22 protein-coding genes and 1 pseudogene are annotated in these 25,504 nt (G+C 62.2%); 12 read left to right on the top strand and 11 right to left on the bottom strand.

Annotated elements, in window-relative coordinates:
* Nucleotides 1-114, top strand: a 114-nt coding sequence (locus M6G53_RS23465; protein ID WP_253334315.1) for a transposase, incomplete at its 5' end; no start/stop codon positions are given.
* 190 nt (nt 115-304) lie between these two features.
* Here M6G53_RS23465 and zigA read toward each other — a convergent pair.
* From zigA to folE2, 3 genes are read right to left on the bottom strand one after another with little or no spacing between them, the layout of a single operon-like run.
* Nucleotides 305-1,492: a zinc metallochaperone GTPase ZigA gene (gene zigA, locus M6G53_RS23460; RefSeq protein ID WP_253334810.1), complete on the bottom strand. Its 1,188-nt coding sequence runs from the start codon at nt 1,490-1,492 to the stop codon at nt 305-307.
* A gap of 10 nt (nt 1,493-1,502) precedes the next feature.
* On the bottom strand, nt 1,503-2,063 hold the full coding sequence (locus M6G53_RS23455) for an LbetaH domain-containing protein (RefSeq protein WP_025303003.1): 561 nt from the start codon (nt 2,061-2,063) through the stop codon (nt 1,503-1,505).
* Entirely contained in the window at nt 2,053-2,979 is a 927-nt protein-coding gene (gene folE2, locus M6G53_RS23450) for a GTP cyclohydrolase FolE2 (RefSeq protein WP_253334807.1), read from the bottom strand. Before folE2 ends, M6G53_RS23455 begins: the two co-directional genes overlap by 11 nt.
* A 204-nt stretch (nt 2,980-3,183) precedes the next feature.
* On the opposite strand from folE2, the gene sapA reads away from it, so the two are divergent.
* Genes sapA through sapF form a run of 5 tightly spaced genes read left to right on the top strand, consistent with a single transcriptional unit; the run spans nt 3,184 to nt 8,478 of the window.
* On the top strand, nt 3,184-4,833 hold the full coding sequence (gene sapA, locus M6G53_RS23445; RefSeq protein WP_253334805.1) for an ABC transporter substrate-binding protein SapA: 1,650 nt from the start codon (nt 3,184-3,186) through the stop codon (nt 4,831-4,833).
* Entirely contained in the window at nt 4,830-5,795 is a 966-nt protein-coding gene (gene sapB / locus M6G53_RS23440) for a putrescine export ABC transporter permease SapB (protein ID WP_253334803.1), read from the top strand. Before sapA ends, sapB begins: the two co-directional genes overlap by 4 nt.
* Complete coding sequence (sapC, locus tag M6G53_RS23435; protein WP_253334801.1) at nt 5,782-6,672, top strand: putrescine export ABC transporter permease SapC; 891 nt, start codon at nt 5,782-5,784, stop codon at nt 6,670-6,672. Before sapB ends, sapC begins: the two co-directional genes overlap by 14 nt.
* A complete protein-coding gene (gene sapD / locus M6G53_RS23430; RefSeq protein WP_253334799.1) occupies nt 6,672-7,664 on the top strand; it encodes a putrescine export ABC transporter ATP-binding protein SapD in 993 nt (330 codons plus the stop codon). Before sapC ends, sapD begins: the two co-directional genes overlap by 1 nt.
* Nucleotide 7,665: 1 nt before the next feature.
* A complete protein-coding gene (gene sapF / locus M6G53_RS23425; RefSeq protein ID WP_253334797.1) occupies nt 7,666-8,478 on the top strand; it encodes a putrescine export ABC transporter ATP-binding protein SapF in 813 nt (270 codons plus the stop codon).
* 28 nt (nt 8,479-8,506) lie between these two features.
* On the opposite strand, the gene M6G53_RS23420 is transcribed toward sapF, so the two are convergent.
* Nucleotides 8,507-9,037: a tautomerase family protein gene (locus tag M6G53_RS23420; RefSeq protein ID WP_253334794.1), complete on the bottom strand. Its 531-nt coding sequence runs from the start codon at nt 9,035-9,037 to the stop codon at nt 8,507-8,509.
* 105 nt (nt 9,038-9,142) lie between these two features.
* On the opposite strand from M6G53_RS23420, the gene M6G53_RS23415 reads away from it, so the two are divergent.
* Nucleotides 9,143-10,135, top strand: a complete 993-nt coding sequence (locus M6G53_RS23415; RefSeq protein ID WP_253334793.1) for a GlxA family transcriptional regulator — start codon at nt 9,143-9,145, stop codon at nt 10,133-10,135.
* A gap of 377 nt (nt 10,136-10,512) precedes the next feature.
* Nucleotides 10,513-11,697, top strand: coding sequence for a CMD domain-containing protein (locus tag M6G53_RS23410; RefSeq protein WP_253334792.1), 1,185 nt, complete (start codon nt 10,513-10,515; stop codon nt 11,695-11,697).
* A gap of 43 nt (nt 11,698-11,740) precedes the next feature.
* Here M6G53_RS23410 and M6G53_RS23405 read toward each other — a convergent pair whose 3' ends face one another.
* Both M6G53_RS23405 and dacD read right to left on the bottom strand, forming a co-directional pair.
* Nucleotides 11,741-12,646 carry a LysR family transcriptional regulator gene (locus M6G53_RS23405; protein WP_253334790.1) on the bottom strand — a complete coding sequence of 302 codons (906 nt, stop codon included), beginning with the start codon at nt 12,644-12,646 and terminating at the stop codon, nt 11,741-11,743.
* Between the two features lie 65 nt (nt 12,647-12,711).
* Nucleotides 12,712-13,881 (bottom strand): serine-type D-Ala-D-Ala carboxypeptidase DacD, encoded by a 1,170-nt coding sequence (dacD, locus tag M6G53_RS23400; RefSeq protein WP_253334788.1) that lies wholly within the window; start codon nt 13,879-13,881, stop codon nt 12,712-12,714.
* 282 nt (nt 13,882-14,163) lie between these two features.
* Between dacD and M6G53_RS23395 the strand changes: the two genes are divergently transcribed.
* On the top strand, nt 14,164-16,470 hold the full coding sequence (locus tag M6G53_RS23395) for an FdhF/YdeP family oxidoreductase (RefSeq protein WP_253334787.1): 2,307 nt from the start codon (nt 14,164-14,166) through the stop codon (nt 16,468-16,470).
* A 15-nt stretch (nt 16,471-16,485) separates the two neighbouring features.
* On the opposite strand, the gene M6G53_RS23390 is transcribed toward M6G53_RS23395, so the two are convergent.
* Nucleotides 16,486-17,340, bottom strand: a complete 855-nt coding sequence (locus M6G53_RS23390) for a LysR family transcriptional regulator (protein ID WP_253334785.1) — start codon at nt 17,338-17,340, stop codon at nt 16,486-16,488.
* Nucleotides 17,341-17,439: 99 nt separating this feature from the next.
* Between M6G53_RS23390 and gloA the strand changes: the two genes are divergently transcribed.
* Complete coding sequence (gloA, locus tag M6G53_RS23385; protein ID WP_253334783.1) at nt 17,440-17,967, top strand: lactoylglutathione lyase; 528 nt, start codon at nt 17,440-17,442, stop codon at nt 17,965-17,967.
* 187 nt (nt 17,968-18,154) lie between these two features.
* Nucleotides 18,155-20,089: an exoribonuclease II gene (locus M6G53_RS23380; RefSeq protein ID WP_253334781.1), complete on the top strand. Its 1,935-nt coding sequence runs from the start codon at nt 18,155-18,157 to the stop codon at nt 20,087-20,089.
* A 64-nt stretch (nt 20,090-20,153) separates the two neighbouring features.
* Here M6G53_RS23380 and M6G53_RS23375 read toward each other — a convergent pair whose 3' ends face one another.
* The 3 genes from M6G53_RS23375 to M6G53_RS23365 are packed head-to-tail and all read right to left on the bottom strand — an operon-like array spanning nt 20,154 to nt 22,889.
* Complete coding sequence (locus M6G53_RS23375; protein ID WP_253334779.1) at nt 20,154-21,464, bottom strand: MFS transporter; 1,311 nt, start codon at nt 21,462-21,464, stop codon at nt 20,154-20,156.
* A 29-nt stretch (nt 21,465-21,493) separates the two neighbouring features.
* Nucleotides 21,494-22,657, bottom strand: a complete 1,164-nt coding sequence (locus M6G53_RS23370) for a M20 aminoacylase family protein (RefSeq protein ID WP_253334777.1) — start codon at nt 22,655-22,657, stop codon at nt 21,494-21,496.
* Nucleotides 22,658-22,700: 43 nt separating this feature from the next.
* Nucleotides 22,701-22,889, bottom strand: coding sequence for a hypothetical protein (locus tag M6G53_RS23365; RefSeq protein ID WP_253334775.1), 189 nt, complete (start codon nt 22,887-22,889; stop codon nt 22,701-22,703).
* A gap of 153 nt (nt 22,890-23,042) precedes the next feature.
* On the opposite strand from M6G53_RS23365, the gene M6G53_RS23360 reads away from it, so the two are divergent.
* The gene (locus tag M6G53_RS23360) at nt 23,043-25,109 is read left to right on the top strand and encodes a carbon starvation CstA family protein (protein WP_253334773.1); all 2,067 of its coding nucleotides are present in this window, start codon (nt 23,043-23,045) and stop codon (nt 25,107-25,109) included.
* A 42-nt stretch (nt 25,110-25,151) separates the two neighbouring features.
* Here the strand turns inward: M6G53_RS23360 and M6G53_RS23355 are convergent.
* A pseudogene (locus M6G53_RS23355) lies at nt 25,152-25,504 on the bottom strand (VENN motif pre-toxin domain-containing protein); the annotation flags it as partial.

The following is a 25,504-nucleotide window of genomic DNA, read 5'->3' as shown; positions in this document are numbered from 1 at the left end:
CTGGAAGGGATGAACAATAAGATAAAGGTGATGAAGCGGATGGCTTATGGATACCGGGATAACGCTTACTTCTTCCTGAAAATCAAAGCAGCGTTCCCCGGTAAAACGCGATGAACCAAAAAAAAGCCAGCACCCGAGCTGGCTTAAAAAACACTGGAAGCAATGTGAGCAATGTCGTGCCTTCCACATCAGAGCCGCAAACTGTGGCCTTCCGTGAACTGCCAGGCGATGATAATAGTTATCAGTATCGTCTGTAAAGCACTTTGTTGAGAATTTTTCTCATTACCACACGAAGATTGCGCAATTACCACTCAGGGAACGGGTCTGCCATGTCCAGCCAATAGTCCACGCCGGCGGCCATTTCCTCGTCGCTCAGCAGGCACTCGTCCAGCAGACGCGCGATCGTCGCTTGCTGCAGATGCTGGCCGATAAACACCAGCTCCTGGCGCATGTCGCCGAACGGCTCTACCCATTTTTCCTGAATGTGCGCCCGCGCTTCGGGATCCTGCGGCCAATTATCTTGCGGGATAGCCCGCCAAAAGGTGCCCGCGAGGCCGTAATGGGCGATGCCCCCGGCCTGGCTCCACTGCCCGGCCTGCCGCGGCCGCGTCGCCAACCAGAAAAAGCCTTTCGAGCGCAGCAGCTTGCCGCCGCCCCAGTCGCCGTTGATCACGCGGTAAAACTTGTCCGGCGCAAACGGCCGCCGCGCCTGATAGACGAAGCTGCTGATACCGTAGTTTTCCGTTTCCGGCAGGTGTTCGCCGCGCAGCTCTTTCAGCCAGCCGGGCGCCTGCTGCGCCTTTTCAAAGCTGAAGCTGCCGGTATTCAGCACCGCCTCCAGCGGCAGTTTGCCCGGCGCGATCGGCACAATGCGGGCATCGGGGTTCAGGCTGGCCAGCAGCGCCATCACTTCGCCCTGCTGGGATGGCGTCAACAGATCGGTCTTGCTGACCAGCATCACGTCGCAGAATTCAATTTGCTCAATCAGCAGATCCGCCACGCTGCGCAGATCGTCCTCGCCCAGGCTTTGACCGGCCTCCTGCAGGCTTTGCGCCTGCTGGTACTGCTGGATGAAATTCACCCCGTCGACCACCGTCACCAGGGTATCCAGCCGGGCGAACTGCGACAGGCTTTCGCCCTTTTCGTCCTCAAAGGTAAAGGTTTCCGCCACCGGCAGCGGCTCGGAGATGCCGCTCGATTCGATCAGCAGGTAATCGTAACGCCCGTCCTGCGCCAGCTCACGCACCGATACCAGCAGGTCTTCGCGCAGCGTGCAGCAAATGCAGCCGTTGCTCATCTCCACCAGCTTCTCTTCCTGACGATCGAGATGCACGGCATTTTCCACCAGCGCGGCGTCGATGTTCACTTCGCTCATGTCGTTGACGATCACCGCCACGCGCATGCCCTGCCGGTTGTTCAGGATGTGGTTCAGCACCGTGGTTTTGCCGGCGCCGAGAAAGCCGGAAAGCACGGTCACGGGAAGTTGTTTCATGGGAGCCTCATTAAAATTCATTGCGTAATGCTTGGTAACCGCGCACCAGCTCGACGTTGGTGGCGGCCACTTCTTCGGAAAATTGCAGCGCGCCGCGATCGACCTGGCGATAGCGCGACAGGTCGCTGTCCGGCCCTACGCGCTCGGTCGACGGGATATAGCGGTTTTCCGGCAGCGTCACGCCGTCCACCACCGCGTTGTAACGCACCACACAGCCGGACTGGATGTGGCAGTTGAACAACACGCTGTTGAAGCCGATAAACACCCGATCGTCGATGCGACACGGGCCGTGGACGATGGCCCGGTGGGCGATCGAGCTGTAACGGCCAATGGTGACCGCCGCCCCGCTCTTGGAGTGGATCACCACGCCGTCCTGAATATTGGAGTGCGAGCCGATGACGATCGGCTCCATGTCGCCGGCGGCGTTCAACTCGTCGGCGCGGATCACCGCATAAGGGCCGACGTAGACGAAATCTTCGACGATCACCCGGCCGCAAATAATGGCGGTGGGGTCGATGTAGGCCAGCGGCGAGACCTGCGGCAGATGGCCGCTGGGATTTTTACGCAGCATGATGTTCTCCCCGCCAGCTCAGCTCCGCCACCGCATTGTGGGCATGCAGGCTCTCCTGATGCTCGACGCGCAGCGAGAAGGCGCGGTAATCACACTGGCTGCGCAGCATGCGATACAGACGGCGCGCCGCGTCTTCGCAAAACATCAGGTTCTGACCGTTGGCCAGCGCGAAGGCCTGCTCGTCGCGGCGTTTCACCAGCGTTTGCACCGGCGTGCCCAGCGCGTGTTCGATGCGGTCGATCAATTTCACCGGTTCGAACGCCCGTTCATTCTCTGGCGTCACGGTGACCCAGGCCCAGCTGCGCTGGCTGTGAGGGGTGGCCGGCATCCCCTGTTCCAGCAGCCACTCGCTCACCTGCCGTTGGCTGACCCGCTCCGCCGCCTGCTCAAAATCAAACTGAAACTGTTGCTGCGCCAGTTGGCGGCTAAGCGCCGCCGAACTCGGGCAGGTCGAGGAGTAAGGCACACCAACGGTGAGCGCCAGCGTCAGCGTGTTCGCCAGGGTCGCCTCGATGCGCAGCGGGTAAGCCTTCCAGCCGCGCTGTGGCGACAGCAGCGCCGGGCGCGACAGCAGCAGCTCACCGCCGATCGCCAGTTTGGCGCGATCGCTGTGTTCCGGCTGCGAATCCAGAAAGGCCTGCAGCGTTCGGCCGATGCGCTGCGGCGTCAGCTCGCCCTGCGTCAATTCGTCCAGCGCCAGATACAACCGCGACATGTGAATGCCGCGTTCGCCCGTCGCTTCAGCGCGCAGGTTGATGCCGGCGTCGACGTTGGCCATCAGTGGCTTGCCGGCCAGCTCCAGCGGCAGCGCGATCCCTTGCATCCCGATCCAATCGAGCCCGACATCACTCATTTCGCCGCGCCAGGCCTGAGCGTCCGGCAGCGAACGGCGTGGTGGAAGTGCAACTTCGTTCATACATCCCCTTGCGTTATTGTGACTTTGCCGGGGAACGGTATCATGATTTTGTTATGTTATAACATATCAAAAAAGATTTTTTTCACGCCGTTGGGCGACCTGATTAATCAAGTAGCAGAAAACTCAGCGATTTTGCTCAATGGATTGGGCTGCCGGTCAGAGTGCGATACACTAACGCTATTGCTGATTAACCCATGAGCCTCTATGCGTGGTTTACCCCTTTGGCTAGTGTCGCTGTGCTTTGCCGGCTCCGCCCTGGCCGCAACAACACCGCCCGCGCCCGCCGCGGCGCCGCTGCCGGACATTCGCCAGAGCGGCTTTGTCTATTGCGTCAGCGGCATACTGAATACCTTCAACCCGCAAATGGCCAGCAGCGGCCTGACGGTGGATACCCTGGCCGCCCAGCTGTACGATCGCCTGTTGGATGTCGATCCCTACACCTACCGGCTGATCCCCGAGCTGGCGCAAAGCTGGGAAGTGCTGGACAACGGTGCTACCTACCGCTTCCATCTGCGCAAGGACGTGCCGTTCCAGACCACCGCCTGGTTCACGCCCACCCGCAAGATGAACGCCGACGACGTGGTGTTCAGCTTCGCGCGCGTATTTGACCAAAAACACACGTATCACGACGTCAACGGCGGCGAATACCCCTATTTCGACAGCCTGCAGTTCGGCGATTCGGTGCAGAGCGTGAGAAAGCTCGACGACTACACGGTGGAGATCCGCCTGCAGTCGCCGGACGCCTCTTTCCTCTGGCACCTGGCAACCCACTACGCGCCGGTGCTGTCCGCCGAATACGCCGATGTGCTGACGCGCGCAGGCCATCAGGAACTGATCGACCGCGAGCCGGTCGGCAGCGGCCCGTTCCTGCTCAACGAATACCGCTCGGGGCAATATATTCGCCTGGCGCGCAACGCCGCCTATTGGAAAGGCCTGCCGCGCATGCCGCAGGTGGTGATCGATCTGGGTGCCGGCGGTACCGGCCGCCTCTCCAAGCTGCTGACCGGCGAGTGCGACGTGCTGGCCTATCCGGCGGCCAGCCAGCTGTCTATCCTGCGCGACGATCCGCGCCTGCGCCTGACGCTGCGCCCGGGGATGAACATCGCCTACCTGGCGTTCAACACCCGCAAACCGCCGCTCGACAACCTCAACGTGCGCCAGGCTATCTCGCTGGCGATCAACAACCAGCGGTTGATGCAGTCGATCTATTACGGCACGGCGGAAACCGCCGCCTCAATCCTGCCGCGCGCCTCCTGGGCCTATGACAACGACGCGCACGTCACCGAGTACGATCCGGCCAAATCGCGCGAAATGCTGCGGCAGGCCGGCGTCGGCCAGCTGAACCTGAAGCTGTGGGTACCGACCGCCTCGCAATCTTACAACCCGAGCCCACTGAAGACCGCCGAGCTGATCCAGGCCGATCTCGGCCAGGTGGGCATCAACGTCACCATCGTGCCGGTAGAGGGCCGCTTCCAGGAGGCGCGCCTGATGGAGATGAACCACGATCTGACCCTGACCGGCTGGGCCACCGACAGCAACGACCCGGACAGCTTCTTCCGGCCGCTGCTGAGCTGCGCGGCAATCCGTTCGCAAACCAACTATGCTCACTGGTGTGACCCGGGCTTCGACGAGGTGTTGCAGAACGCGCTGTTGTCGCAGCAGCTGTCTCAGCGCATCGACCACTATCGCAAGGCGCAGAAGATCCTCGAGCAGCAACTGCCGGTGCTGCCGCTGGCCTCTTCCCTGCGGCTGCAGGCCTACCGCTACGATATCAAGGGATTGGTGCTGAGCCCGTTCGGCAACGCCTCGTTCGCCGGGGTGTACCGTGAATCCGCGCCGGAGGTGAAAAAGTGATTATCTTTACCCTGCGCCGCATTCTGCTGCTGCTGATCACGCTGTTCTTCCTGACGCTGGTCAGCTTCAGCCTGAGCTATTTCACGCCGCGTGCGCCGCTGAACGGCGCCGCCCTGTTGGACGCCTATCAGTTCTACTTCGCCAGCCTGCTGCACGGAGACTTCGGCGTCTCCAGCATCAACGGCCAGGCGATCAGCGAACAGCTGCGCGAAGTGTTCCCGGCCACCATGGAACTGTGCCTGCTGGCCTTCACCCTGGCGCTGTTCATCGGCATTCCGCTGGGCATCATCGCCGGCGTGCTGCGCGGCAAGTGGCAGGACACCGCCATCAGCACCTTCGCGCTACTGGGCTTCTCGATGCCGGTGTTCTGGCTGGCGCTGCTGCTGATGCTGTTCTTCTCGCTGCACCTGGGCTGGCTGCCGGTTTCCGGCCGTTTCGATCTGCTGTACCAGGTGAAACCGATCACCGGTTTCGCCCTGCTCGACGCCTGGCTGTCGGACTCGCCGTATCGCAATGAGATGATCGGCAGCGCCCTGCGCCACATGATCCTGCCGATCGCCGCGCTGGCGGTGGCGCCCACCACCGAAGTGGTGCGCCTGATGCGCATCAGCACCGACGACGTGCTGAACCACAACTACATCAAGGCCGCCGCCACCCGCGGCCTGTCGCGCTTCACCATCATTCGCCGCCACGTGCTGCACAATGCGCTGCCGCCGATCGTACCCAAACTGGGGCTGCAGTTCTCCACCATGCTCACGCTGGCGATGATCACCGAAGTGGTGTTCAGCTGGCCGGGCCTCGGCCGGTGGCTGATCAACGCCATTCGCCAGCAGGACTATGCGGCGATCTCCGCCGGCGTCATGGTGGTCGGCACGCTGGTGATCACCATTAACGTTCTGGCCGACATACTGGGCGCGGCAACCAACCCGCTGAAACATAAGGAATGGTATGCCCTTCGATAACGTATACCGCGAGAAAAAGATGCCGAGCCCGCTGCGCTACACCTGGCGGATTTTTTACGGCGACGCGCTGGCGATGATCGGGTTTTACGGCGTGATCGCCCTGCTGCTGCTGTCGCTGTTCGGCAGCCTGCTGGCGCCCTACGCGCTGGATCAGCAGTTCCTCGGCTATCAGCTGCTGCCGCCTTCCTGGTCGCGCTACGGCAACGTGTCGTTCTTTCTCGGCACTGACGATCTCGGCCGCGACATCCTCAGCCGGCTGTTGACCGGCACCGCCGCCACCTTCGGCTCGGCGCTGGCGGTGACGCTGGCGGCGGCTTTTTGCGGGGTGATCCTCGGCGTGTTCGCCGGCGTCACCCACGGGCTGCGCTCGGCGGTGCTTAACCACATCCTCGATACCCTGCTGTCTATCCCCTCGCTGCTGCTGGCGATCGTGGTGGTGGCGTTTATCGGCCCCAAACTCGAACACGCCATGCTGGCGGTATGGCTCGCCTTGTTGCCGCGCATGGTGCGCACCATCTACAGCGCGGTGCATGACGAACTGGAGAAAGAGTACGTGGTGGCGGCGCGGCTCGACGGCGCTTCTACGCTGCAGATCCTGTGGTACGCAGTGATGCCGAACATTGCGGCGGTGCTGGTGACCGAGTTCACCCGCGCGCTGTCGATGGCAATTCTGGATATCGCCGCGCTCGGCTTCCTCGATCTCGGTGCGCAGCTGCCTTCGCCGGAATGGGGAGCGATGCTCGGCGATTCGCTCGAGCTGGTGTACGTCGCGCCCTGGACGGTGATGCTGCCCGGCGCGGCCATCTTCGTCAGCGTGCTGCTGGTTAACCTGTTAGGCGACGGTATGCGCCGCGCAATCAATGCCGGGGTGGAATAATGCCGTTACTCGATATCCGCAATCTGACGATTGAATTTATGACCGCCGAAGGGCCGGTCAAGGCGGTCGATCGCGTCAGCATGACGCTGAGCGAAGGCGAGGTGCGCGGCCTGGTGGGGGAATCGGGCTCCGGCAAGAGCCTGATCGCCAAGGCCATCTGCGGCGTGACCAAAGACAACTGGCGCGTCACCGCCGACCGTTTCCGTTTCGACGACATCGATCTGCTGCAGCTGAGCCCGCGCGAGCGGCGCAGGCTGGTGGGCCACAACGTCTCGATGATTTTCCAGGAGCCGCAGTCCTGTCTCGATCCTTCCGAAAGCATCGGCCGCCAGCTGGCTCAGGCCATCCCGGGCTGGACCTACAAGGGCCGCTGGTGGCAGCGCTTCAACTGGCGCAAACGCCGCGCCATCGAACTGCTGCACCGCGTCGGCATCAAGGATCACGACGACATCATGGGCAGCTTCCCGTACGAGCTGACCGAAGGCGAGTGCCAGAAAGTGATGATCGCCATCGCGCTGGCCAACCAGCCGCGCCTGCTGATCGCCGATGAGCCGACCAACGCCATGGAGCCGACCACCCAGGCGCAGATTTTCCGCCTGTTGGCGCGCCTCAACCAGAACAACAACACCACCATTTTGCTGATCAGCCACGATTTGCAGATGATGAGCAAGTGGGCCGACCGGGTGAACGTGCTGTACTGCGGGCAAACGGTGGAAAGCGCCCAGTGCGAAGAGCTGCTGGCGGCGCCGCACCACCCTTACACCCAGGCGCTGATCCGCGCCATGCCGGACTTCGGCCGTTCGCTGCCGCACAAGAGCCGGTTGAACACGCTGCCGGGCGCCATTCCTTCGCTGGAACACCTGCCGATCGGCTGCCGTCTGGGGCCGCGCTGCCCTTACGCACAGAAAAAGTGCATCGAAACGCCGCGCCTGCGTCCGGTCAAAAACCACTTCTTCGCCTGCCACTTCCCGCTGAACATGGAGGAGCAATAACATGGAAACGCTGTTGGAAGTGCGCAACCTGAGCAAAACCTACCGCTACCGCACCGGGCTGTTCCGCCGCCAGCACGTCGAGGCGGTGAAATCGGTCAGCTTTACCCTGCGTGAAGGCCAGACGCTGGCGGTGATCGGCGAGAACGGCTCCGGCAAATCCACGCTGGCGAAGATGCTCTCCGGCATGGTGGAACCGTCCGCCGGCGAACTGCTGATCGACGATCATCCACTGGAATTCGGCGACTATCGCTACCGCAGCCAGCGCATTCGCATGATTTTTCAGGATCCGAGCACCTCGCTCAACCCGCGCCAGCGCATCGGCCAGCTGCTGGACGCGCCGCTGCGGCTGAACACCAGCCTGGAGCCCGCCGAGCGCGAGCAGCGCATCAACCAGACGCTGCGCCAGGTCGGCATGCTGCCGGATCACGCCTACTACTACCCGCACATGCTGGCGTCCGGGCAGAAGCAGCGTGTCGCGCTGGCGCGTGCGCTGATCCTGCAGCCGAAGGTGATCGTCGCCGATGAAGCGCTGGCCTCGCTGGACATGTCGATGCGCTCGCAAATCATCAACCTGATGCTGGAACTGCAGGAAAAACACGGTATTTCCTATATCTATGTCACCCAGCACCTCGGCATGATGAAGCATATCAGCGACCAGGTGCTGGTGATGCACGAAGGGGAAATCGTCGAACGCGGCAGCACCGCCGAGGTATTGGCGGCGCCGCTGCATGAATTGACCAAACGTCTGATCGCCAGCCACTTCGGCGAGGCGCTGACCGCCGATGCCTGGCGGCGCGACGGCGGCCGTTTCTGAATGCCGCCCCGCCGATGCCGGGCGCCGTTCATTGCCCGCCTGCGCACCGCGCAGCGTCCAGCATCGCCGCCAACAGCAGCAAGGCTTTATTGCGGCGCCGTTTAGCCAGCCTTTCGTTACCCACCTGCCGCTGGTGCTCACCGGCGATAAACGCCTGAATATCGGGCAGGTGGCGGATCACGCCGCGGCTACCCCACTCGCCGTCCGTGACTTCCGTCGGGAACACCCAGACACGCGCCGCCACCGCCTCGAAGGCGCAGCCTTCAGCCTGAGCAACCGCCGCGGTCACGGCTTTCACCAGCGTCTGCCGTGCAAGATCGTCGTATTGTCCTTCCGGCACCGAAGGAACGATTCGGTAAAAAGGCACATTGGCGCGGACGCCCCCGACGAAAATTGCCGCCGGGCGATGGAGAAAAATCACGGAGACGCTCTGGGCGATCGGATTAGAGGGGTCGAAACCTTCCGCCCGTAACAGAATATCCGTCAGCGATTTGCACAACATCGCTTCCGCCTCCGGTTGCAATGCGCCTTCCGGAATATAGGCATCTATCATCGGCATCGTTCATCTCCTGTCAGATTCAGTTTATCGACAGGCGCATCATCAGCCTTAACAGCCGGCGCTGAAAGTGGCAGTATCGCCATTATCAGAGGAGAATCGGACAAGATGATGATTCGGATTTGGGTCTACGATGGCGTGCTGGCCTCCGGCGTCGCCGGGGCGATTGACGTATTCCATGCGGCCAATAGCGTCAAGCTCGAAGGCAGCGACGGCACACAGCTGCATTGGCGCGTAGAGTCCCTCGACGGCCAACCGGTGCGCGCCGCATCCGGCCAAACGATCGCGGTGGACGGCAAGATCGCCGCACGCGGACGCGGTGACATCATTCTGCTCACTGCGCCCTTCGTCGGCGATATGGAAGCGTTTATCGCCCAGCGCGAACGAATTCTGGCGATCTCCCGCGCGCTGCAATGCCGCCACGCCGACGGCGCGCTGCTGGCAGCCTATTGCACCGGCAGCTACTTGCTCGCCGAAGCCGGCTTGCTCGACGGGCGGATCGCCACCACCCATTGGAACAAAGCGGCGGATTTCGCCCGCCGCTATCCCCGAGTAGAACTGCGGGCCAATGAAGTGTTGACGGAACAAGACGGCATTCTGTGCGGCGGTGCGGTGACGTCTTGCCTGACGCTCGCCGTACGGCTGGTTGAACATTGCTTAGGTACGGCGCGTGCGGCGAAAACCGCCAGGCTGCTCCTGATCGACACCCAACGGGTCGGCCAGAGCGCCTATGCCACGCTGGTGGCAGAAAACGAACATGCCGATCGTCTGGTGGCCCGGGCGCAACAGCGCATGCAGAACACGCTGCCACAACGCTTTAGCTTGCCGGAGCTCGCCGCCCATCTCGCCGTCAGTGAAAGAACGTTAAACCGGCATTTCAAGCAGGCGACCGGTTTGTCTCCCCTTGGTTACCTGCAGACGCTGCGCGTGGAGGTCGCCAAACGCCTGCTGGAATCGGGCCACCTTTCGCTCGCGGCCATCGGGCAACGCATCGGTTACCATGATCTCAGCACCTTCAGACAGCTTTTCAAACGTAAAACCGGATTATCGCCGCGCGCTTATCAGCAGCGTTTTACCCTTTCGCCCCCCGCATCTCGTTAAACGAAGCGCGGCCGGGCTACGCCAGAAAACGCAAATACAAATTACATTCTTGTTATATATCCTTATATTTTATTCCTTTCAGTTATTGATTAGTCCGTAACATTATTTTATCTCGCCAGGGCGATCGGTGAGGATATCCCCTACGTTGAGCCTCTCATACGACAGGATATCGCACTGATGAACAGCCTTCGCCATCGCCGCCTCACGCAGTTTCTGCTCACGCTGGCCGCCGGTTTCTCTGTTTACGGCCACGCGCTGTGCTGCGATGAGCTGCGCTAAATCCGCCTTTCGCCCCGCCTGCGGGCATGTTGCCTCTTTGCCCAGCCGCCGCTGCCGTGCGCAGCGGCGGCTGTTGATCACGATTAAGGATTGACCCTATGGAACGACTCCGTCGACAACATAATGCCCAGTGGTACCACGAAACCCAAAGCAGCGTGCGGGGCGATGCACCGCTGGAGCCGCAGGCGGCCATCCACCGAGATCGATTTTTGCTGGGGCTGGGCGCCTTCGCCGATGAGGCGTTAAACGCTGCGCTAAGCGCCCACGCCGGGGTGTTCAACGCCTCGCAGGCCGGCTACCACGCCCTGTTCCCCGACCAGGTGCCGTTATCACGAAGCGTGACATTGTCACTCTACGATCGTCTCAGCACCGCGCTGACCGTCGCGCAGGTAACGGGGGTACAGTCGCTCTGTAGCCACTACGCCGCCCGCCTCGCCCCGCTGCACAGCCCGGACGCCTCCCGGGAAAGCAATATCCGCCTCGCCCAGATCACCCAATACGCCCGCCAGCTCGCCAGCCAACCCACGCTGATTTGCCGCAAGGCGCTGCAACAGCTTGGCGACGTCGGGCTCAGCCCGGCGGATATCGTGACCTTCTCGCAGGTCATCGGTTTTGTCAGCTACCAAGCGCGCGTGGTCGCGGGTGTGGCGGCCTTGGCCGGCCGGCCGGCGGTGGTGGTGCCCGGCTTCCCGAGCGTCGAAGACGCCGATGGCTTAGCCTTCAGCGCTGAGGCGCTGAGCTGGGCCGCGCGCCTGCCGCCGATCGACGTGGAAACCGCCGCCGCCGAACAACTTGACGTGCTGGATCAGAGCCACCCGCAGGCACGCACCGAGTCGTATTATCTGCTGTTGGCGCACGATGCCGCCGCACTGCGCGAGCGCAACGGGGTGTTCAACGGCATCAACGCCGAGGGATACGGGCTGTCGAGCCGCCTGAAGGCGCTGGCGACGCTGGCGGTCTCGCGCATCAACGGCAGCCGCTACTGCGCGGCGACGGTGGCACAAGAATTACAGGATGACGGGCTGGTTCAGGCGCTGTTCGCCGGGCTGCCTCAGGGATTGGCGTCTACCGAGGATACGGTCAAACGCGCGGTGATCCACACCGCCGCCGAGCTGACGCGCGCACCGGAGAAATTCACCCCGCAGAGTGTGCAGCCGTTGTTCAACAGCGGCCTGAATCAGGCGCAGGCGCTGGAAGTGATCCTCACCGCCGCGCTCTACGCCTGGGAAAACCGCCTGCGCCAAACGCTGGGCGATGCGGAATCTTTCATCGCCGCCGACTGAAGATCGCTACGCGGCCTGATTACCGGCCGCAATACGTCGCGTTTTAGACATTCTGCTGACGCAGCCATTCGCTGGCGGCGTCGAAGAACTTTTGCGCCAACGGCGTGGCGCGCTCGGACATATCAACCACCACCGCCGCATGACGCGGCATGGCGCCGATAGCCACCGCACGCCGCTGCAACGCCGGCATCAGCGGCGATTGCAGCTGACCACGCGGGAACAGCCCGCAGCCCAGGCCGACGAAAATCCCCTCCAACAGTTGGAAGATTGAGGTCGTTTCCAGCCGCGTATGCAGCGTTAACCCGGCGTCGCGGAAGTGCTGATCGAGATAGCGGCGGAAGTAACGCGTCGGCTCGGCCAGGCACAGCGGCAAGGCGGCCACCGCCTCCAGCGGCAACGGCGTATCCCCCACCAGCTTCGGGAAGTGTTGCGGGTGAAACACCAGCTCGACGCCGGTTTCCACCAGCGGCTGCGATTGAAAATGCAGCTCCTTCAAGGTCGACAGCTCGAAAAAGCCGATGCCGATGTCAACGGTATGCGCCGTCAGCGCCTCCAGCAGCTGATCGGCACTCAGCACCGCCAGACGGTAATCGAGATGCGGGTAGCGTTCGCTGACCGCCTTGAGCATTTCCGCCACCGAGATGCTGCACTGCGGCACCACGCCGAGGCGCAGCGTGCCGTGCAAGCCGTGCTTGAGCGACTCTACCTCCAGCTTCAGCCCCTGGTAAACCGAGACGATCTCACGCGCCCACGCCAGCACCCGCTCGCCTTCGGCGGTAAAGCCGCCAAAATGGTTGCCGCGGTTAATCAGCGAAACACCCAGCTCTTTTTCCAGATTTTTCAATCGCATGGACAGCGTTGGCTGGCTGACGAAGCTGGCCTCCGCCGCCCGGCCGAAGTGGCGTTCCCGTTCCAAATTACACAAATAAATCAGTTGTTTAATATCCATAGCGCGGCTCAATGATCGGCATTCGCGCTCAGTATACCACCGGGCGCCGTCGCTCGCCCGGTGAGTCAGAGCTTCAGCTTCACGTAATCCACCAGGCGCGAGAACACGCCGCCCTGCGGCACCGCCTGCAGCGCCACCAGCGGCAGGGTTTTCACCACCTGGCCATTGTCGCTGATGCGGATCTCGCCAACGGTCTGCCCTTTGCCAATCGGCGCTTCCAGCCGCGCGGTATTGATCACGTACTGCGCCTTCAGCTTGTCCGCCTCGCTTTTCGGCAGGCTGAGCGACTGCGCTTGCGCGCTACCGACCGGTAACCGGTGATGCTCGCCGTACCAGACCGGCTCTTCCCCCAGGCTCTGGCCGGCGCTGAACAGATGTACGGTGGCAAAGTCGCGCAGCCCCCAAGTCAACAGTTTACGCGCCTGCTCCTCGCGGCCTTTGGCGCTTTTGCCGCCCATCACCACGGCGATCAAACGGCGATCCCCTTCGGTGGCGGAGGCGATGATGTTGAAACCGGCCGAGGCGGTGTGCCCGGTTTTCAGGCCGTCCACATGCAGGGTTTTATCCCACAGCAGGCCATTGCGGTTCTGCTGGGTGATGCCATTCCAGGTCAGCGACTTCTCGCTGTACATAGGGTATTCCGCCGGTTCACTCATAATGATGGCGCGCGCAATCACCGCCAGATCGCCGGCGGTGGTGAACTGCCCCGGCGCATCCAGCCCGTGTACCGTTTCGAAATAGGTGTTCTGCAGGCCCAGCTGCGCGCTCTTCTCGTTCATCAGCTTGACGAAGTTGGCCTGGCTGCCCGCCACATAATCCGCCATCGCTACGCAGGCGTCGTTGCCGGAATCGATGATGATACCGCGGCTGAGATCGCGCACCGTGACCCTGTCACCTGGCTTCAGGAACATCAACGACGATCCTTTGAACACCGGGTTGCCCTGCGCCCAGGCGTCTTTCCCCACGGTGACGACATCGTCGAGGCCAATCTTGTGCTGATCGAGCGCGTGGTCGATCACCAACCCGGTCATGAGTTTGGTCAGGCTGGCCGGGTTGCGCCGTTCGTCGGCATTGCCGGCGGCCAACACCTGGCCGGTGGTGTAATCCATCAAAACGTAAGAGGCGGCGTCTATCGCCGGCGGGGTCATGGTAGGAAAATTGGGCGCTATTTCCGTCGCCTGCGCCGCTAAAGGCAGCAATATACCGCCGATTACCACTGATACTGAACGCTTCACGCTGTGTTCCTCAGGCCCGCAGGCTAAATAAAATACCAATATAATCCGCGAGATAGACTGCATGAATTCACTTTTAGGCGAAACCATTACTCTTTTGCAGCGGGTGTCTTTATGCAACCATTTGTTTACGGCACCGCCCGCCGGCGATAGATGCGCTCTATGCCGCCATTGCCCCATTCGATTAGACGCCACCCCGCAGCGCCCCTAAACTTGTGACATAAATACGCAAGACGCATAAAAAAGCGTTTACTTTTTAGCTACAACCACCTGCGAAGTGTCACCATGAAATTCAAACCGTCAATCAAGCCTTATACCGGCCCGGCGGGCGGCTGGGGTTCGCTTGAAGCCACCACCCGCTTTGTCCTCGACAGTAAACAAACGCTAAAAAACCTGCGCAACCTGATGCGCGTCAACAAGGCACGCGGTTTCGACTGCCCCGGCTGCGCCTGGGGCGACGACAACCACAGCACCTTCAGCTTCTGTGAAAACGGCGCCAAAGCCGTCAGTTGGGAAGCGACGCGCAACGCCGTGGAGCCCGAGTTCTTCGCCGCCCACAGCGTCAGCACGCTGCAGCAGCAGAGCGACTATTTCCTCGAGTATCAGGGTCGCCTCACCCATCCGATGCGCTACAACGCCGAAACCGACCACTATGAACCTATCCATTGGCCGGACGCGCTGGCGCTGATCGCCAAACACATCAACGGCATGGACAACCCGAACCAGATCGAGCTGTATACCTCGGGCCGCGCCAGCAACGAAGCGTCGTACCTTTATCAGCTGTTTGGCCGCATGCTCGGCACCAGCAACTTCCCCGACTGTTCCAACATGTGTCACGAGGCGAGCGGCGTTGGGCTGAAGCAGAGCATCGGCGTCGGCAAGGGCACCATCCGTATCGATGACTTCGAAAAGGCCGACGCCATCTTCGTGTTTGGGCAAAACCCCGGCACCAACCACCCGCGCATGCTGCACAGCCTGAAAAACGCCGCCCGACGCGGCGCGCGTATCGTCAGCTTCAACACCCTGCGCGAGCGCGGTTTGGAACGCTTTGCCGATCCGCAGGATCCGATTCAGATGCTGACGCCAAAATCCTCGCCGATCAGCTCTTCCTATTACCAGCCGAATCTGGGCGGCGATATGGCGGCGGTGCGCGGCATGGTGAAAGCCCTGCTGGAAACCCACCGTCAGCGCCTGGCCGCCGGCGAGCCCGCCCTGTTCGACCTGGCGTTTATCGAGCGGCACAGCGTCGGCGTGGAGGCTTACCTGGCACAGGTAGACGCCACCGAGTGGCAGACCATTACCGCGCAGTCGGGCCTGAGCGAAGCGCAGCTGCGCCAGGCGGCGGCCACCTATCAGGGCGCCGAACGGGTGATCTGCACCTGGGCGATGGGCGTGACCCAGCATAAGCATTCCGTGGCGACGGTGCGCGAAATTACCAACCTGCAGCTGTTGTTCGGGCAGTTGGGCAAACCGGGCGCCGGCCTGTGCCCGGTACGCGGCCACAGCAACGTTCAGGGTAACCGCACCATGGGGATCGACGAAAAGTCGCCCAAGGCGCTGCTCGACAGCCTGGAGCGCCACTTTAACTTCACCGCCAACCGCGCGCTGGGCCACAACACGGTGGAGGCGCTCGAAGCGATGCTGCGCGGCGAAGTGAAGGTGCTGATCGCGCTGGGCGGCAACCTGGCCGCCGCGGCGCCGGACACCGAGCGCACCGCCCGCGCCCTGCGCTGCTGCGATTTGACGGTGCATATCAGCACCAAGCTTAACCGCAGCCACCTGGTGACCGGCAAAGACGCGCTGATCCTGCCAACGCTCGGCCGCACCGAACTGGACATGCAGGCCAGCGGCTCGCAGTACATCACGGTCGAGGATTCGTTCAGCATGGTGCACGCCTCGGAAGGCGTCGGTAAACCGCTGGCGGAGACCCAACGTTCGGAGACGGCGATCGTCTGCGGCATCGCCGACGCGGTGCTGGGCACCCAGCAGCTGGATTGGCTGGAATTGGCCGACGACTATTCGCTGATCCGCGATCACATCGCCGCCACCATTCCCGGCTTCGAAGATTTCAACCGGCGCTGCGACCAGCCCGGCGGTTTCTACCTCGGCAATGCCGCCGCCGAACTGCGCTTCGCCACGCCGAGCGGCAAGGCGGAATTCAGCGCTGCCGCGCTGCCGACCACCCTATTCCCACAGCTGGGCAGCGAGAAAGCGCCGTTCACCCTGCAAACGCTGCGCTCGCACGATCAGTACAACACCACCATCTATGGTCTGGATGACCGCTACCGCGGCGTTTACGGTCAGCGTGAAGTGTTGTTCATCCATCCGGAGGATCTGGCGGCGCTGGGCCTGCAGGATGGTGAACGGGTAGAGATAGAAACCCTGTGGAACGACGGCGTGGTGCGTAAAGTGGACGGGTTCAAGCTGGTGAGTTACGACATTCCGCGTGGCAACCTGGCGGCCTACTACCCGGAAACCAACCCGCTGGTACCGCTGGCCAGCTTCGGCGACGGCACCGGTACCCCGACCTCGAAGTCGATTCCGGTGGTGATCCGCCGCAGCGAACAGCAACCTTCGCTGCGCATCGCCTGAAAATGCGCGCCCGGTTCACGCCGGGTGCGCCAATATCGCCAGGATGGTCTGCAACTCGTCCGACAGCTGATGCCGTCGCCAGACGAAATACAGGTCGCTCCGCCCCTCCTCGCCCATTTCCACCACCTTCAGCCCCGCCGCCGGCAAGATCAGCGGCAGCAAGGAACCGGGGACGCAGGCGACGCCGCAACCGGCCTGCACGCAGGCCGCCATGGCGGCATAAGACTCCATTTCCAGCGTCATGCGCGGTTTCAGCCCGCGCGCGGACAGCCAGTGATCCACCTTCAGGCGAAACGAACATTCGCGGCTGAACGTGTAAAACTCCAGCGTCGCCAGCGTGGCGGCGTCGGGTTGCCCGGCATCGGCCGGCATCAGCAGCACCAGCCGTTCGTCGAATGCCTTTTGGCTGGCCAGCAGCGGATGTTCAATCGGGCCATCGGTGATCGCCAGGTCGAGATCGCTGTCGATCAGCATGCGCTCCAGCACCAATGAATCGCGGCTCAGCACGTTGATGTGCAGATGAGGCTGTAAACGGCGCAGCCGGGCAATGCGCGCCGGCAAATGGCTGACCAGCGAGAAATCCAGCGCCCCGAGGTTCAGCAGCCCATGCTGCTGCTCGCCGGCGAACAGCTGCTTGCTGCGCTCTGCCTGCGCCACAATGTCGCGCGCCTGCTGGTAGAACAACCGCCCTTTGGGATTGACGTACACCCGGTTCTTGTCGCGGAAAAACAGCGCGCCGCCCAGCGACTCCTCCAGTTCGCGCAGCCGCAGCGTGACGTTGGAAGGCACGCAGTGCAGCTCGCGCGCGGCTGCGGCGATGGTTTTATGCTCCACCACGGTACAGAAAAACTTCAGCTGGCTCAGCTTCATCTATCATTCACTTTTAGTTAGTGTTTTAGTTAAAAACAATCACTTTAGATTAGCATCGATTTCACCTACAGTCTGCCGACACCCTGAGGAGGATCTCTGATGCCACTGAATGATCTACTGACGCTGCCCGGCGTGGCGGCCCAACCGGACGCGGTAACCGACGGTTACGTGTTCAACCACACCATGATCCGCGTGAAGGATCTGACCAAAGCGCTGGATTTCTACACCCGCGTGCTGGGTTTTACCCCGGTCTATCTGGAAAGGTTCGAAGAAGCCGCTTTTACCATCTGCTACCTGACGCGCAGCCCGCGTGAACAGATCCCGCAGGACGACGACGAGCGCAAACGCTGGGCGCTGAGCCAGCCGGGCATTCTCGAGCTTACCCATAACCACGGCAGCGAAAATCAGGCGGATTTCCACTACCACAACGGCAACGGCGAGCCGCGCGGCTTTGGCCACCTGTGCGTCACGGTGCCGGACGTGCGCGCCGCCTGCGAGCGGTTTGAGCGCCTCGGCGTCACCTTCCAAAAGCGCCTGCATGAAGGCCGCATGAACTACGTGGCGTTCATTCGCGATCCGGACGATTACTGGATTGAAATCCTGCAGCCGACGCCGCTGCAGGACTGATCGCCACCCGCCCTTCACCCCGGCCTGCGCGCCGGGGTTTTCCATCGATAGCATTCCGATTGACCATTCTTGCGCAAAATCGCGTGGCAACGCGGGGTTCCGTGACGTTAGGCTTGCTCGCAGCGGGTGATTCGCGTAAAACTGTCAGCCGCAAATCTTGCCACTCACAACCCATTCACTGGACGATATGTTTCAAGATAACCCGCTGCTGGCGCAGCTTAAACAGCAACTTCACTCTCAGACCCCGCGCGTTGAAGGCGTCGTGAAAGGGACTGAGAAAGGCTTTGGCTTTCTTGAAGTAGACGGTCAAAAAAGTTACTTCATTCCGCCGCCGTACATGAAGAAAGTCATGCACGGGGATCGCATTATCGCCACCCTGCACACTGAAAAAGAGCGCGAAATCGCCGAGCCGGAAACCCTGGTCGAGCCGTTCCTGTCGCGCTTTGTCGGCCGCGTGCAAAAGCGCGACGATCGTTTGTCCATCGTGCCCGATCATCCGTTGCTGAAAGATGCGATTCCGTGCCGCCCGGTGCGTGAATTGACCCACAACTTCCAGGCCGGCGACTGGGCGGTGGCGGAAATGCGCCGTCACCCGCTGAAAGGCGATCGCGGCTTCAACGCCGATCTGACCCACTTCATCACCGAAGGTGAAGACCATTTCGCTCCGTGGTGGGTGACGCTGGCGCGTCACAACCTGGAAAAAGAGGCGCCGGAGATGCAGGCCCTCAGCGAGCCGGCCGCTGCGCTGGTGCGTGAAGACCTGACCGCGCTCGAATTCGTCACCATCGACAGCGCCAGCACCGAAGACATGGACGATGCGCTGTATGTGACCGACAACGGCGACGGTTCGCTGCAGTTGACCATCGCCATCGCCGATCCGACCGCCTACGTCGAGCAAGGCAGCAAGCTGGACGATATCGCCCGCGTGCGCGCCTTCACCAACTATCTGCCGGGCTTCAATATCCCGATGCTGCCGCGCGATCTGTCGGACAACCTGTGCTCGCTGCGCCCTAACGAGCGCCGCCAGGTGCTGGCTTGCCGCGTCACCATCGCCGCCGACGGCGCGCTGGGCGAGGATATTCAGTTCTTCGCCGCCGAGATCGAATCCAAAGCCAAACTGGTATACGACGAAGTCTCCGACTGGCTGGAAGGCATTGCCGGCTGGCAGCCGCCGAGCGACGCCATCGCACAGCAAATCACCCTGCTGAAGCGCGTTTGCGACGCGCGCAACGCCTGGCGCCACCAGCATGCGCTGGTGTTCAAAGATCGCCCGGACTACCGCTTCGTGCTGGGTGAAAAAGGCGACGTGCTCGAGATCGTTACCGAGCAGCGCCGCAGCGCCAACCGCATCGTTGAAGAGTGCATGATCGCCGCCAACGTCTGCGCCGCCATCGTGCTGCGCGATCGCCTGGGGTTCGGCGTGTACAACGTGCACACCGGTTTCGATCCTGCTCTCGTCGAGCAAGCGGTCACCGTATTGCAGGCCAACGGCGTGGAAGCCGAAGCCGACAAGCTGCTGACCCTCGACGGTTTCTGCGAACTGCGCCGCCACCTGGATGCGCAGCCGACCCAGTTCCTCGACAGCCGCATCCGCCGCTTCCAGACCTTCGCCGAGATCAGCACTACGCCGGGGCCACACTTCGGTCTGGGGCTGGAGGCTTACGCCACCTGGACCTCGCCGATCCGTAAATACGGCGATATGGTCAACCATCGTCTGCTGAAGGCGATCATCAACCAGCAGCCGGCAGAAAAACCGCAGGATGAGGTGACGGTGCAGCTGGCGGAACGCCGCCGCCTGAACCGCATGGCGGAGCGCGACGTCGGCGACTGGCTGTACGCTCGCTTCCTGCAGGACAAGGCCGGTACCGATACCCGCTTCAACGCCGAGATCATCGACGTGACCCGCGGCGGCCTGCGCGTGCGCCTGCTGGACAACGGCGCCGTTGCCTTCATCCCGGCACCGTTTATTCACGCGGTGCGCGACGAGATGCAGTGCAGCCAGGAAACCGGCACCGTGCAAATCAAAGGTGAAGTGGTTTACCGCCAGAGCGACACCTTGCAGGTCACCATCGCCGAAGTACGCATGGAAACCCGCAGCGTGATCGCCCGTCCGGCGGCCTGAACGCCCGCCTGAAACGGCCGCAACGCAAAGCGCCGACGGTGAAAACCGCCGGCGTTTTTTTCGGCTAGCGCAGCGGCTCGCCGCCGGTTTCACGCAGCAACGGCAGCACCGCCAGCGAAGCCAGCGTCGCCAGCATCAGATAGACGGCGGGCGCCAGCAGCGAACCGCTCAGCGCGATCGACTGCGAAGCGATGTACTGGGCGAAGCCGCCGAAGATCGCCACCCCGAGGCTGTAGACCAAGGCGAACCCCAGCGCGCGAATGCGCTGCGGGAACAGCTCCGAAATCATCAGCATGGTCGGCACCGAACCGAGCGTGGTCAACCCGACCAGCACCGCGACAATCAGCAGCAGCACCGCCGGATGCGGCACCGCGCTCAGCCACCAAAACGCCGGCAGGGCCACGATCAGAATCGCGATCCGCGACCCGCGGATAAGCTTCAGGCGAGCGTAACGATCGCACCAGTGCCCGACCAGCAGGCTGCCGCCGAAGGTCACCAGCCCCGCCAGCAGCATCGCGGCATAGCCGTAGGCCTGCGCCATCCCCAGGTATTTCACCGCGTAGGTGCCGAGATAATACATCGAGATGTAAGTGGCGACGGTGGCGCCGATGGTCAACATCACGCCGAGCACCACCGCCCGCGAGTGCTTGCGCAACTGCACAGGCGGCTCGTGAGCCCGCGATACCGGCGGCCGATCGCTCTCCAACCCGAGGCGCAGCCAGCAACCGAGCGGCGCCAGCGCCACGCCGATAAAGAAAGGAATGCGCCATCCCCACTCGGCCATGGCGTTCGGCTCGCCGGAAAGCACCGGCAAGGCCGCGCTGAGCGCCAGCGCGGTGACGCCGCCAACCACGGTGGCGATGCCCTGCGTCGCCAGCGACCAGCTGGAATAGAAGCCGCGCCGGTTTGGCGGTGCCGACTCCACCAGCAACGACATCGATGCCCCCACCTCGCCGCCCGCCGCCACGCCCTGGATCAGGCGCGCCGCCACCAGCGTGACGGTTCCCCAATAGCCGGCGCTGGCGTAGGTCGGCGCAAAACCGATCATCGCCGTGCCCAGGCTCATCAAGGAAATCGTCAGGATCATCGCCGGCTTGCGGCCATGGCGATCGGCATAGGCGCCGATCAGAATGCCGCCCAGCGGCCGCATGAAAAAGCTGACGCCGAACGTGGCAAACGCCAACAGCAGCGCCAGATGCGGATCGCTGGACGGCGGAAAGAACAAGACGCTGATGTAAATAACGAAGAAGTTATAAATACCGAAATCGAAAAACTCCAGCGCATTGCCGAAGGAGGCAGCGAATATAACCTTTTTGCCGCCGGCCTTCGGAGCCGATATTATTGCCGCCTGGGTTTCAGCCGTATTTTCACTCATCATTACCTTCCCTGTTATTATTTTCGAGTTTATTTTAAATAGGCTTCCGCCAGCGCTCCCCAATACTGGCTGCCGGCCGCCAGGCAGCCGTCGTTAAAGTCATATCCCGGGTTATGCACCATGCAGCTGCCTTCGCCATCGCCGTTGCCAACGATCAGGTAGCAGCCCTGCGGATGCGCATCGAGCATGAAGGCGAAATCTTCGCTGCCCATCAGCGGCCTGGCGCCGTAGTGCGCGCGCGCGGCGCCGAACTGCTGCTGCGCCACGCGGTGGGCAAAGCGGGTCATCGCTTCGTCGTTGACCAGCACCGGCGTACCGTTAACGTGTTCCACCACCGCGTGAGCGCCGAAGCTTGCCGCCTGCGCCTCGATCAGCGCCGGGATGCGCGCCAGCAAGGTGGCGCGCGCCTGACGATCCAGCGAGCGCACGCTGAGCTTCATCTCCGCACTGTCCGGGATCACGTTGGCCGCCTCGCCGGCCTTGATGCTGCCGACGGTGATCACCGCCGCCTCCAGCGGATCGATATTGCGCGAAACGATGCTCTGCAACGCGACGGTGATATGCGAGGCCACCAGCACCGGATCGACCGTCAGCTGCGGGATAGCGCCGTGGCCACCGCGCCCCTGCACCCGCACGTTGAACTGATCCATCGAGGCCATAAACGGGCCGTGCTGGAAGAAGAACTCGCCGAGCGGCATGCCCGGCATGTTGTGCATGGCGAAGATGGCGTCGCAGGGGAAGCGCTCGAACAGCCCCTGTTCCACCATGCGCGCACCGCCGTTCAGCATCTCTTCCGCCGGCTGGAAAATCAGGTGCAGCGTGCCGTTGAAGTTGCGCGTTTGCGCCAGGTAGCGTGCGGCACCGAGCAGCATGGTGGTATGGCCGTCATGGCCACAGGCGTGCATGCGGTTGACCACGCTGCTGCTCCAGGGCTTGCCGTTGTTCTCCTCGATCGGCAAGGCGTCCATATCGGCGCGCAGCCCGAGGCGTTTAATGCCGTCACCCACCCGCAGCGTGCCCACCACGCCGGTGCCCGCCAATCCGCGATGCACCTCATAGCCCCACGAATTCAGATAATCCGCCACCAGATCGCTGGTGCGGAACTCTTCGAAACCCAACTCTGGGTGCTGATGAATATCGTGCCGAATGGCCGTGAGCTGCGGTAAATACCCTTCGATGATTTTATTTATCATAATTAAATCCCTATCGTGGTTTTATTATTTATTTGATGAATAATTAAACCTGCGGATGAAAATAAAGGTATAACACGGCACGGATGATTTTATTTCGGCACACCTCGCCAGATAAAATAATAAGCTGCCAGACGCCGTGCGCAGATAAAAAACGACGATGATTCGCTGTACGCGCCGTGAAAATGCAGAATGAATAACTGCCCGGCATGGCGCGGGCGGCAGCCTGCGCCAACGCGGTTTCATCACCTTGTTTTTACACTAAAACCCCACCTGCTTCACATTTCTCATCCGACCTGCCCCGGTTCGGCGGCAAAACTTCTACTGTTAAAACGTCATTCCTAATAACAACGTCGATTTTTACCTCTGCACGCCAAGGAGTTGTTTCATGAAAAACATCAGGTCCGGACTTATCTGGCTGCTGGTGGCGTTGGTTGGCGCCTTCGCCTTCGCCATGCTGGCGCTGAGCCGCGGCGAACACGTCAACGCCGTCTGGCTGGTGGTCGCCGCCGTCGCCTGCTACAGCATCGCCTACCGCTTCTACAGCCGGTTCATTGCCGACAAGGTCTTTGAACTGGACGACCGCCGCCTGACCCCGGCCGAACGCCATAACGACGGCCTGGACTACGTGCCCACCAACAAATGGGTGCTGTTCGGCCACCACTTCGCCGCCATCGCCGGCGCCGGGCCGCTGGTGGGGCCGATTCTGGCCGCGCAGATGGGCTTCCTGCCGGGGACCATCTGGATCCTGGTCGGCGTCATGCTGGCCGGCGCGGTGCAGGATTTCCTGGTGCTGTTCATCTCCACCCGCCGCGACGGGCGTTCACTCGGGGAAATGGCCAAGCAAGAGCTGGGCGCATTCGCCGGGGTGATCACCATGCTCGGCGCGCTGGGGGTGATGATCATCATCCTGTCGGCGCTGGCGCTGGTGGTGGTAAAAGCCTTGGCCGACAGCCCGTGGGGGCTGTTCACCATCGCCGCCACCATCCCGATCGCCCTGTTTATGGGCATCTACATGCGTTTTATCCGGCCGGGCAAGATCGCTGAAATCTCGGTGATCGGCTTCGTGCTGATGCTGCTGGCGATCATTTACGGCGGCAACGTGGCGCAAGATCCTTACTGGGGGCCGTTCTTCACGCTGCACGGCACCACCTTGACCTGGGTGCTGGTGATCTACGGCTTCGTCGCCTCGGTGCTGCCGGTGTGGCTGCTGCTGGCACCGCGCGACTACCTTTCCACCTTTATGAAAATCGGCGTCATCATCGGCCTGGCCATCGGCATCGTCTTCGCCATGCCGGAGATGAAAATGCCGGCGGTCTCGCGCTTCATTGACGGCAGCGGCCCGGTGTTCGCCGGCGCCCTGTTCCCGTTCCTGTTCATCACCATCGCCTGCGGCGCCATTTCCGGCTTCCACGCGCTGGTCTCCAGCGGCACCACGCCCAAGCTGGTGGAGCGTGAAAGCCACATTCGCTTTATCGGTTACGGCGCCATGCTGATGGAGTCTTTCGTCGCCATCATGGCGCTGATTTGCGCCTCGGTGCTGGATCCGGGCGTTTACTTCGCCATGAACTCGCCGGCGGCGCTGATCGGCACCACGGTGGAAAATGCTTCGCAGGTCATTAACAGCTGGGGCTTTATCGTTACACCGGAGACGCTGGCGCTGATCGCCAAAGAGGTGGGTGAGAACTCCATCCTGTCGCGCGCCGGCGGCGCCCCGACCTTCGCCGTGGGCATGGCGCACATCATCAGCGAGGTGTTCAACAGCCGGGCGATGATGGCCTTCTGGTACCACTTCGCCATTCTGTTCGAAGCGCTGTTCATCCTGACCGCCGTCGACGCCGGTACCCGCGCCTGCCGCTTTATGGTGCAGGATCTGGTGGGCGTGGCGGTGCCGCAGCTGGCCAACAACCGTTCTTGGTTCGGCAATCTGGCAGGTACCACGGTGGCGGTGGCCGGCTGGGGCTTCTTCGTGTATCAGGGCGTGGTCGATCCGCTCGGTGGCATCAATACCCTGTGGCCGCTGTTCGGCATCGGCAACCAGATGCTGGCGTCGATGGCACTGATCCTCGGCACCGTGGTGCTGTTCAAGATGAAAAAACAGCGCTACGCCTGGGTCACTATTCTGCCGACCGCCTGGCTGTTCGTTACCTCGATGACCGCCGGCTGGCAGAAGATCTTCCATGAAAAACCGAGCATCGGTTTCCTGGCGCAGGCGAAGAAATTCTCCGCCGGCATCGAGCAAGGCACGATCATAGCGCCGGCCAAGTCGCTGAAAGACATGGAAACCATCGTATTCAGCAACCAGATCAACGCCGCGCTGTGCGGGTTCTTTATGCTGGTGGCGGTGACCATGCTGATCGCCGCCTTCTTCGCCATCCGCCGGGCGCTGCGGGCCGATCACCCCACGGCGCACGAGAACGGCGCCGTGCTGAGAGAAGAGACCGGCCGCGGCTGAGTCTCGCCGTTAGGAGAAACGGCCGGCCTCTTGAGCAGTATGCTAAGAGGCTGGGCCGTTATCGCCCCCCAGCACCGCGTGCGCCATCGCATTGGCCGCAATGTTGTCTTCACCGACCCGCTTTTTGATTTCCGTCGCCAGATACGGCGAGGCACCGCTCGCCAGCGCACCCGCCAGGTTGTTCCCCGCCAGCGCCGTCAGCGCACCCGTCACCGCCTGCGCCGCCTTCTGCAAATCGCTGCCCGTGCCGTACTGCCGCATCGCGTTATCATACGCCCGCTGCAACACGTCCGCCTCGCGGAACGGTTTGCCGCCCTGCTCAAGCTGCTCCCGGGCCTGCGCCTGCGCCGCCGGGTCTTTCTGCGCCTTCAGCCCGGCGATCTCGCCCTGCGTGC

It is taken from the genome of Serratia nevei (assembly GCF_024160145.1).
Taxonomy (GTDB): Bacteria; Pseudomonadota; Gammaproteobacteria; order Enterobacterales; family Enterobacteriaceae; genus Serratia; species Serratia nevei_A.
This window is presented reverse-complemented; position numbering and strand designations above follow the sequence as displayed.

Excerpts from the sequence above, each read along its gene's own strand:
- zigA (WP_253334810.1), bottom strand. The coding sequence starts at position 1,492 with ATGAAACAACTTCCCGTGACCGTGCTTTCCGGCTTTCTCGGCGCCGGC.
- M6G53_RS23455 (WP_025303003.1), bottom strand. The coding sequence starts at position 2,063 with ATGCTGCGTAAAAATCCCAGCGGCCATCTGCCGCAGGTCTCGCCGCTG.
- folE2 (WP_253334807.1), bottom strand. The coding sequence starts at position 2,979 with ATGAACGAAGTTGCACTTCCACCACGCCGTTCGCTGCCGGACGCTCAG.
- sapA (WP_253334805.1), top strand. The coding sequence starts at position 3,184 with ATGCGTGGTTTACCCCTTTGGCTAGTGTCGCTGTGCTTTGCCGGCTCC.
- sapC (WP_253334801.1), top strand. The coding sequence starts at position 5,782 with ATGCCCTTCGATAACGTATACCGCGAGAAAAAGATGCCGAGCCCGCTG.
- sapD (WP_253334799.1), top strand. The coding sequence starts at position 6,672 with ATGCCGTTACTCGATATCCGCAATCTGACGATTGAATTTATGACCGCC.
- sapF (WP_253334797.1), top strand. The coding sequence starts at position 7,666 with ATGGAAACGCTGTTGGAAGTGCGCAACCTGAGCAAAACCTACCGCTAC.
- M6G53_RS23420 (WP_253334794.1), bottom strand. The coding sequence starts at position 9,037 with ATGCCGATGATAGATGCCTATATTCCGGAAGGCGCATTGCAACCGGAG.
- M6G53_RS23415 (WP_253334793.1), top strand. The coding sequence starts at position 9,143 with ATGATGATTCGGATTTGGGTCTACGATGGCGTGCTGGCCTCCGGCGTC.
- M6G53_RS23410 (WP_253334792.1), top strand. The coding sequence starts at position 10,513 with ATGGAACGACTCCGTCGACAACATAATGCCCAGTGGTACCACGAAACC.
- M6G53_RS23405 (WP_253334790.1), bottom strand. The coding sequence starts at position 12,646 with ATGGATATTAAACAACTGATTTATTTGTGTAATTTGGAACGGGAACGC.
- M6G53_RS23395 (WP_253334787.1), top strand. The coding sequence starts at position 14,164 with ATGAAATTCAAACCGTCAATCAAGCCTTATACCGGCCCGGCGGGCGGC.
- M6G53_RS23390 (WP_253334785.1), bottom strand. The coding sequence starts at position 17,340 with ATGAAGCTGAGCCAGCTGAAGTTTTTCTGTACCGTGGTGGAGCATAAA.
- gloA (WP_253334783.1), top strand. The coding sequence starts at position 17,440 with ATGCCACTGAATGATCTACTGACGCTGCCCGGCGTGGCGGCCCAACCG.
- M6G53_RS23380 (WP_253334781.1), top strand. The coding sequence starts at position 18,155 with ATGTTTCAAGATAACCCGCTGCTGGCGCAGCTTAAACAGCAACTTCAC.
- M6G53_RS23375 (WP_253334779.1), bottom strand. The coding sequence starts at position 21,464 with ATGAGTGAAAATACGGCTGAAACCCAGGCGGCAATAATATCGGCTCCG.
- M6G53_RS23370 (WP_253334777.1), bottom strand. The coding sequence starts at position 22,657 with ATGATAAATAAAATCATCGAAGGGTATTTACCGCAGCTCACGGCCATT.
- M6G53_RS23360 (WP_253334773.1), top strand. The coding sequence starts at position 23,043 with ATGAAAAACATCAGGTCCGGACTTATCTGGCTGCTGGTGGCGTTGGTT.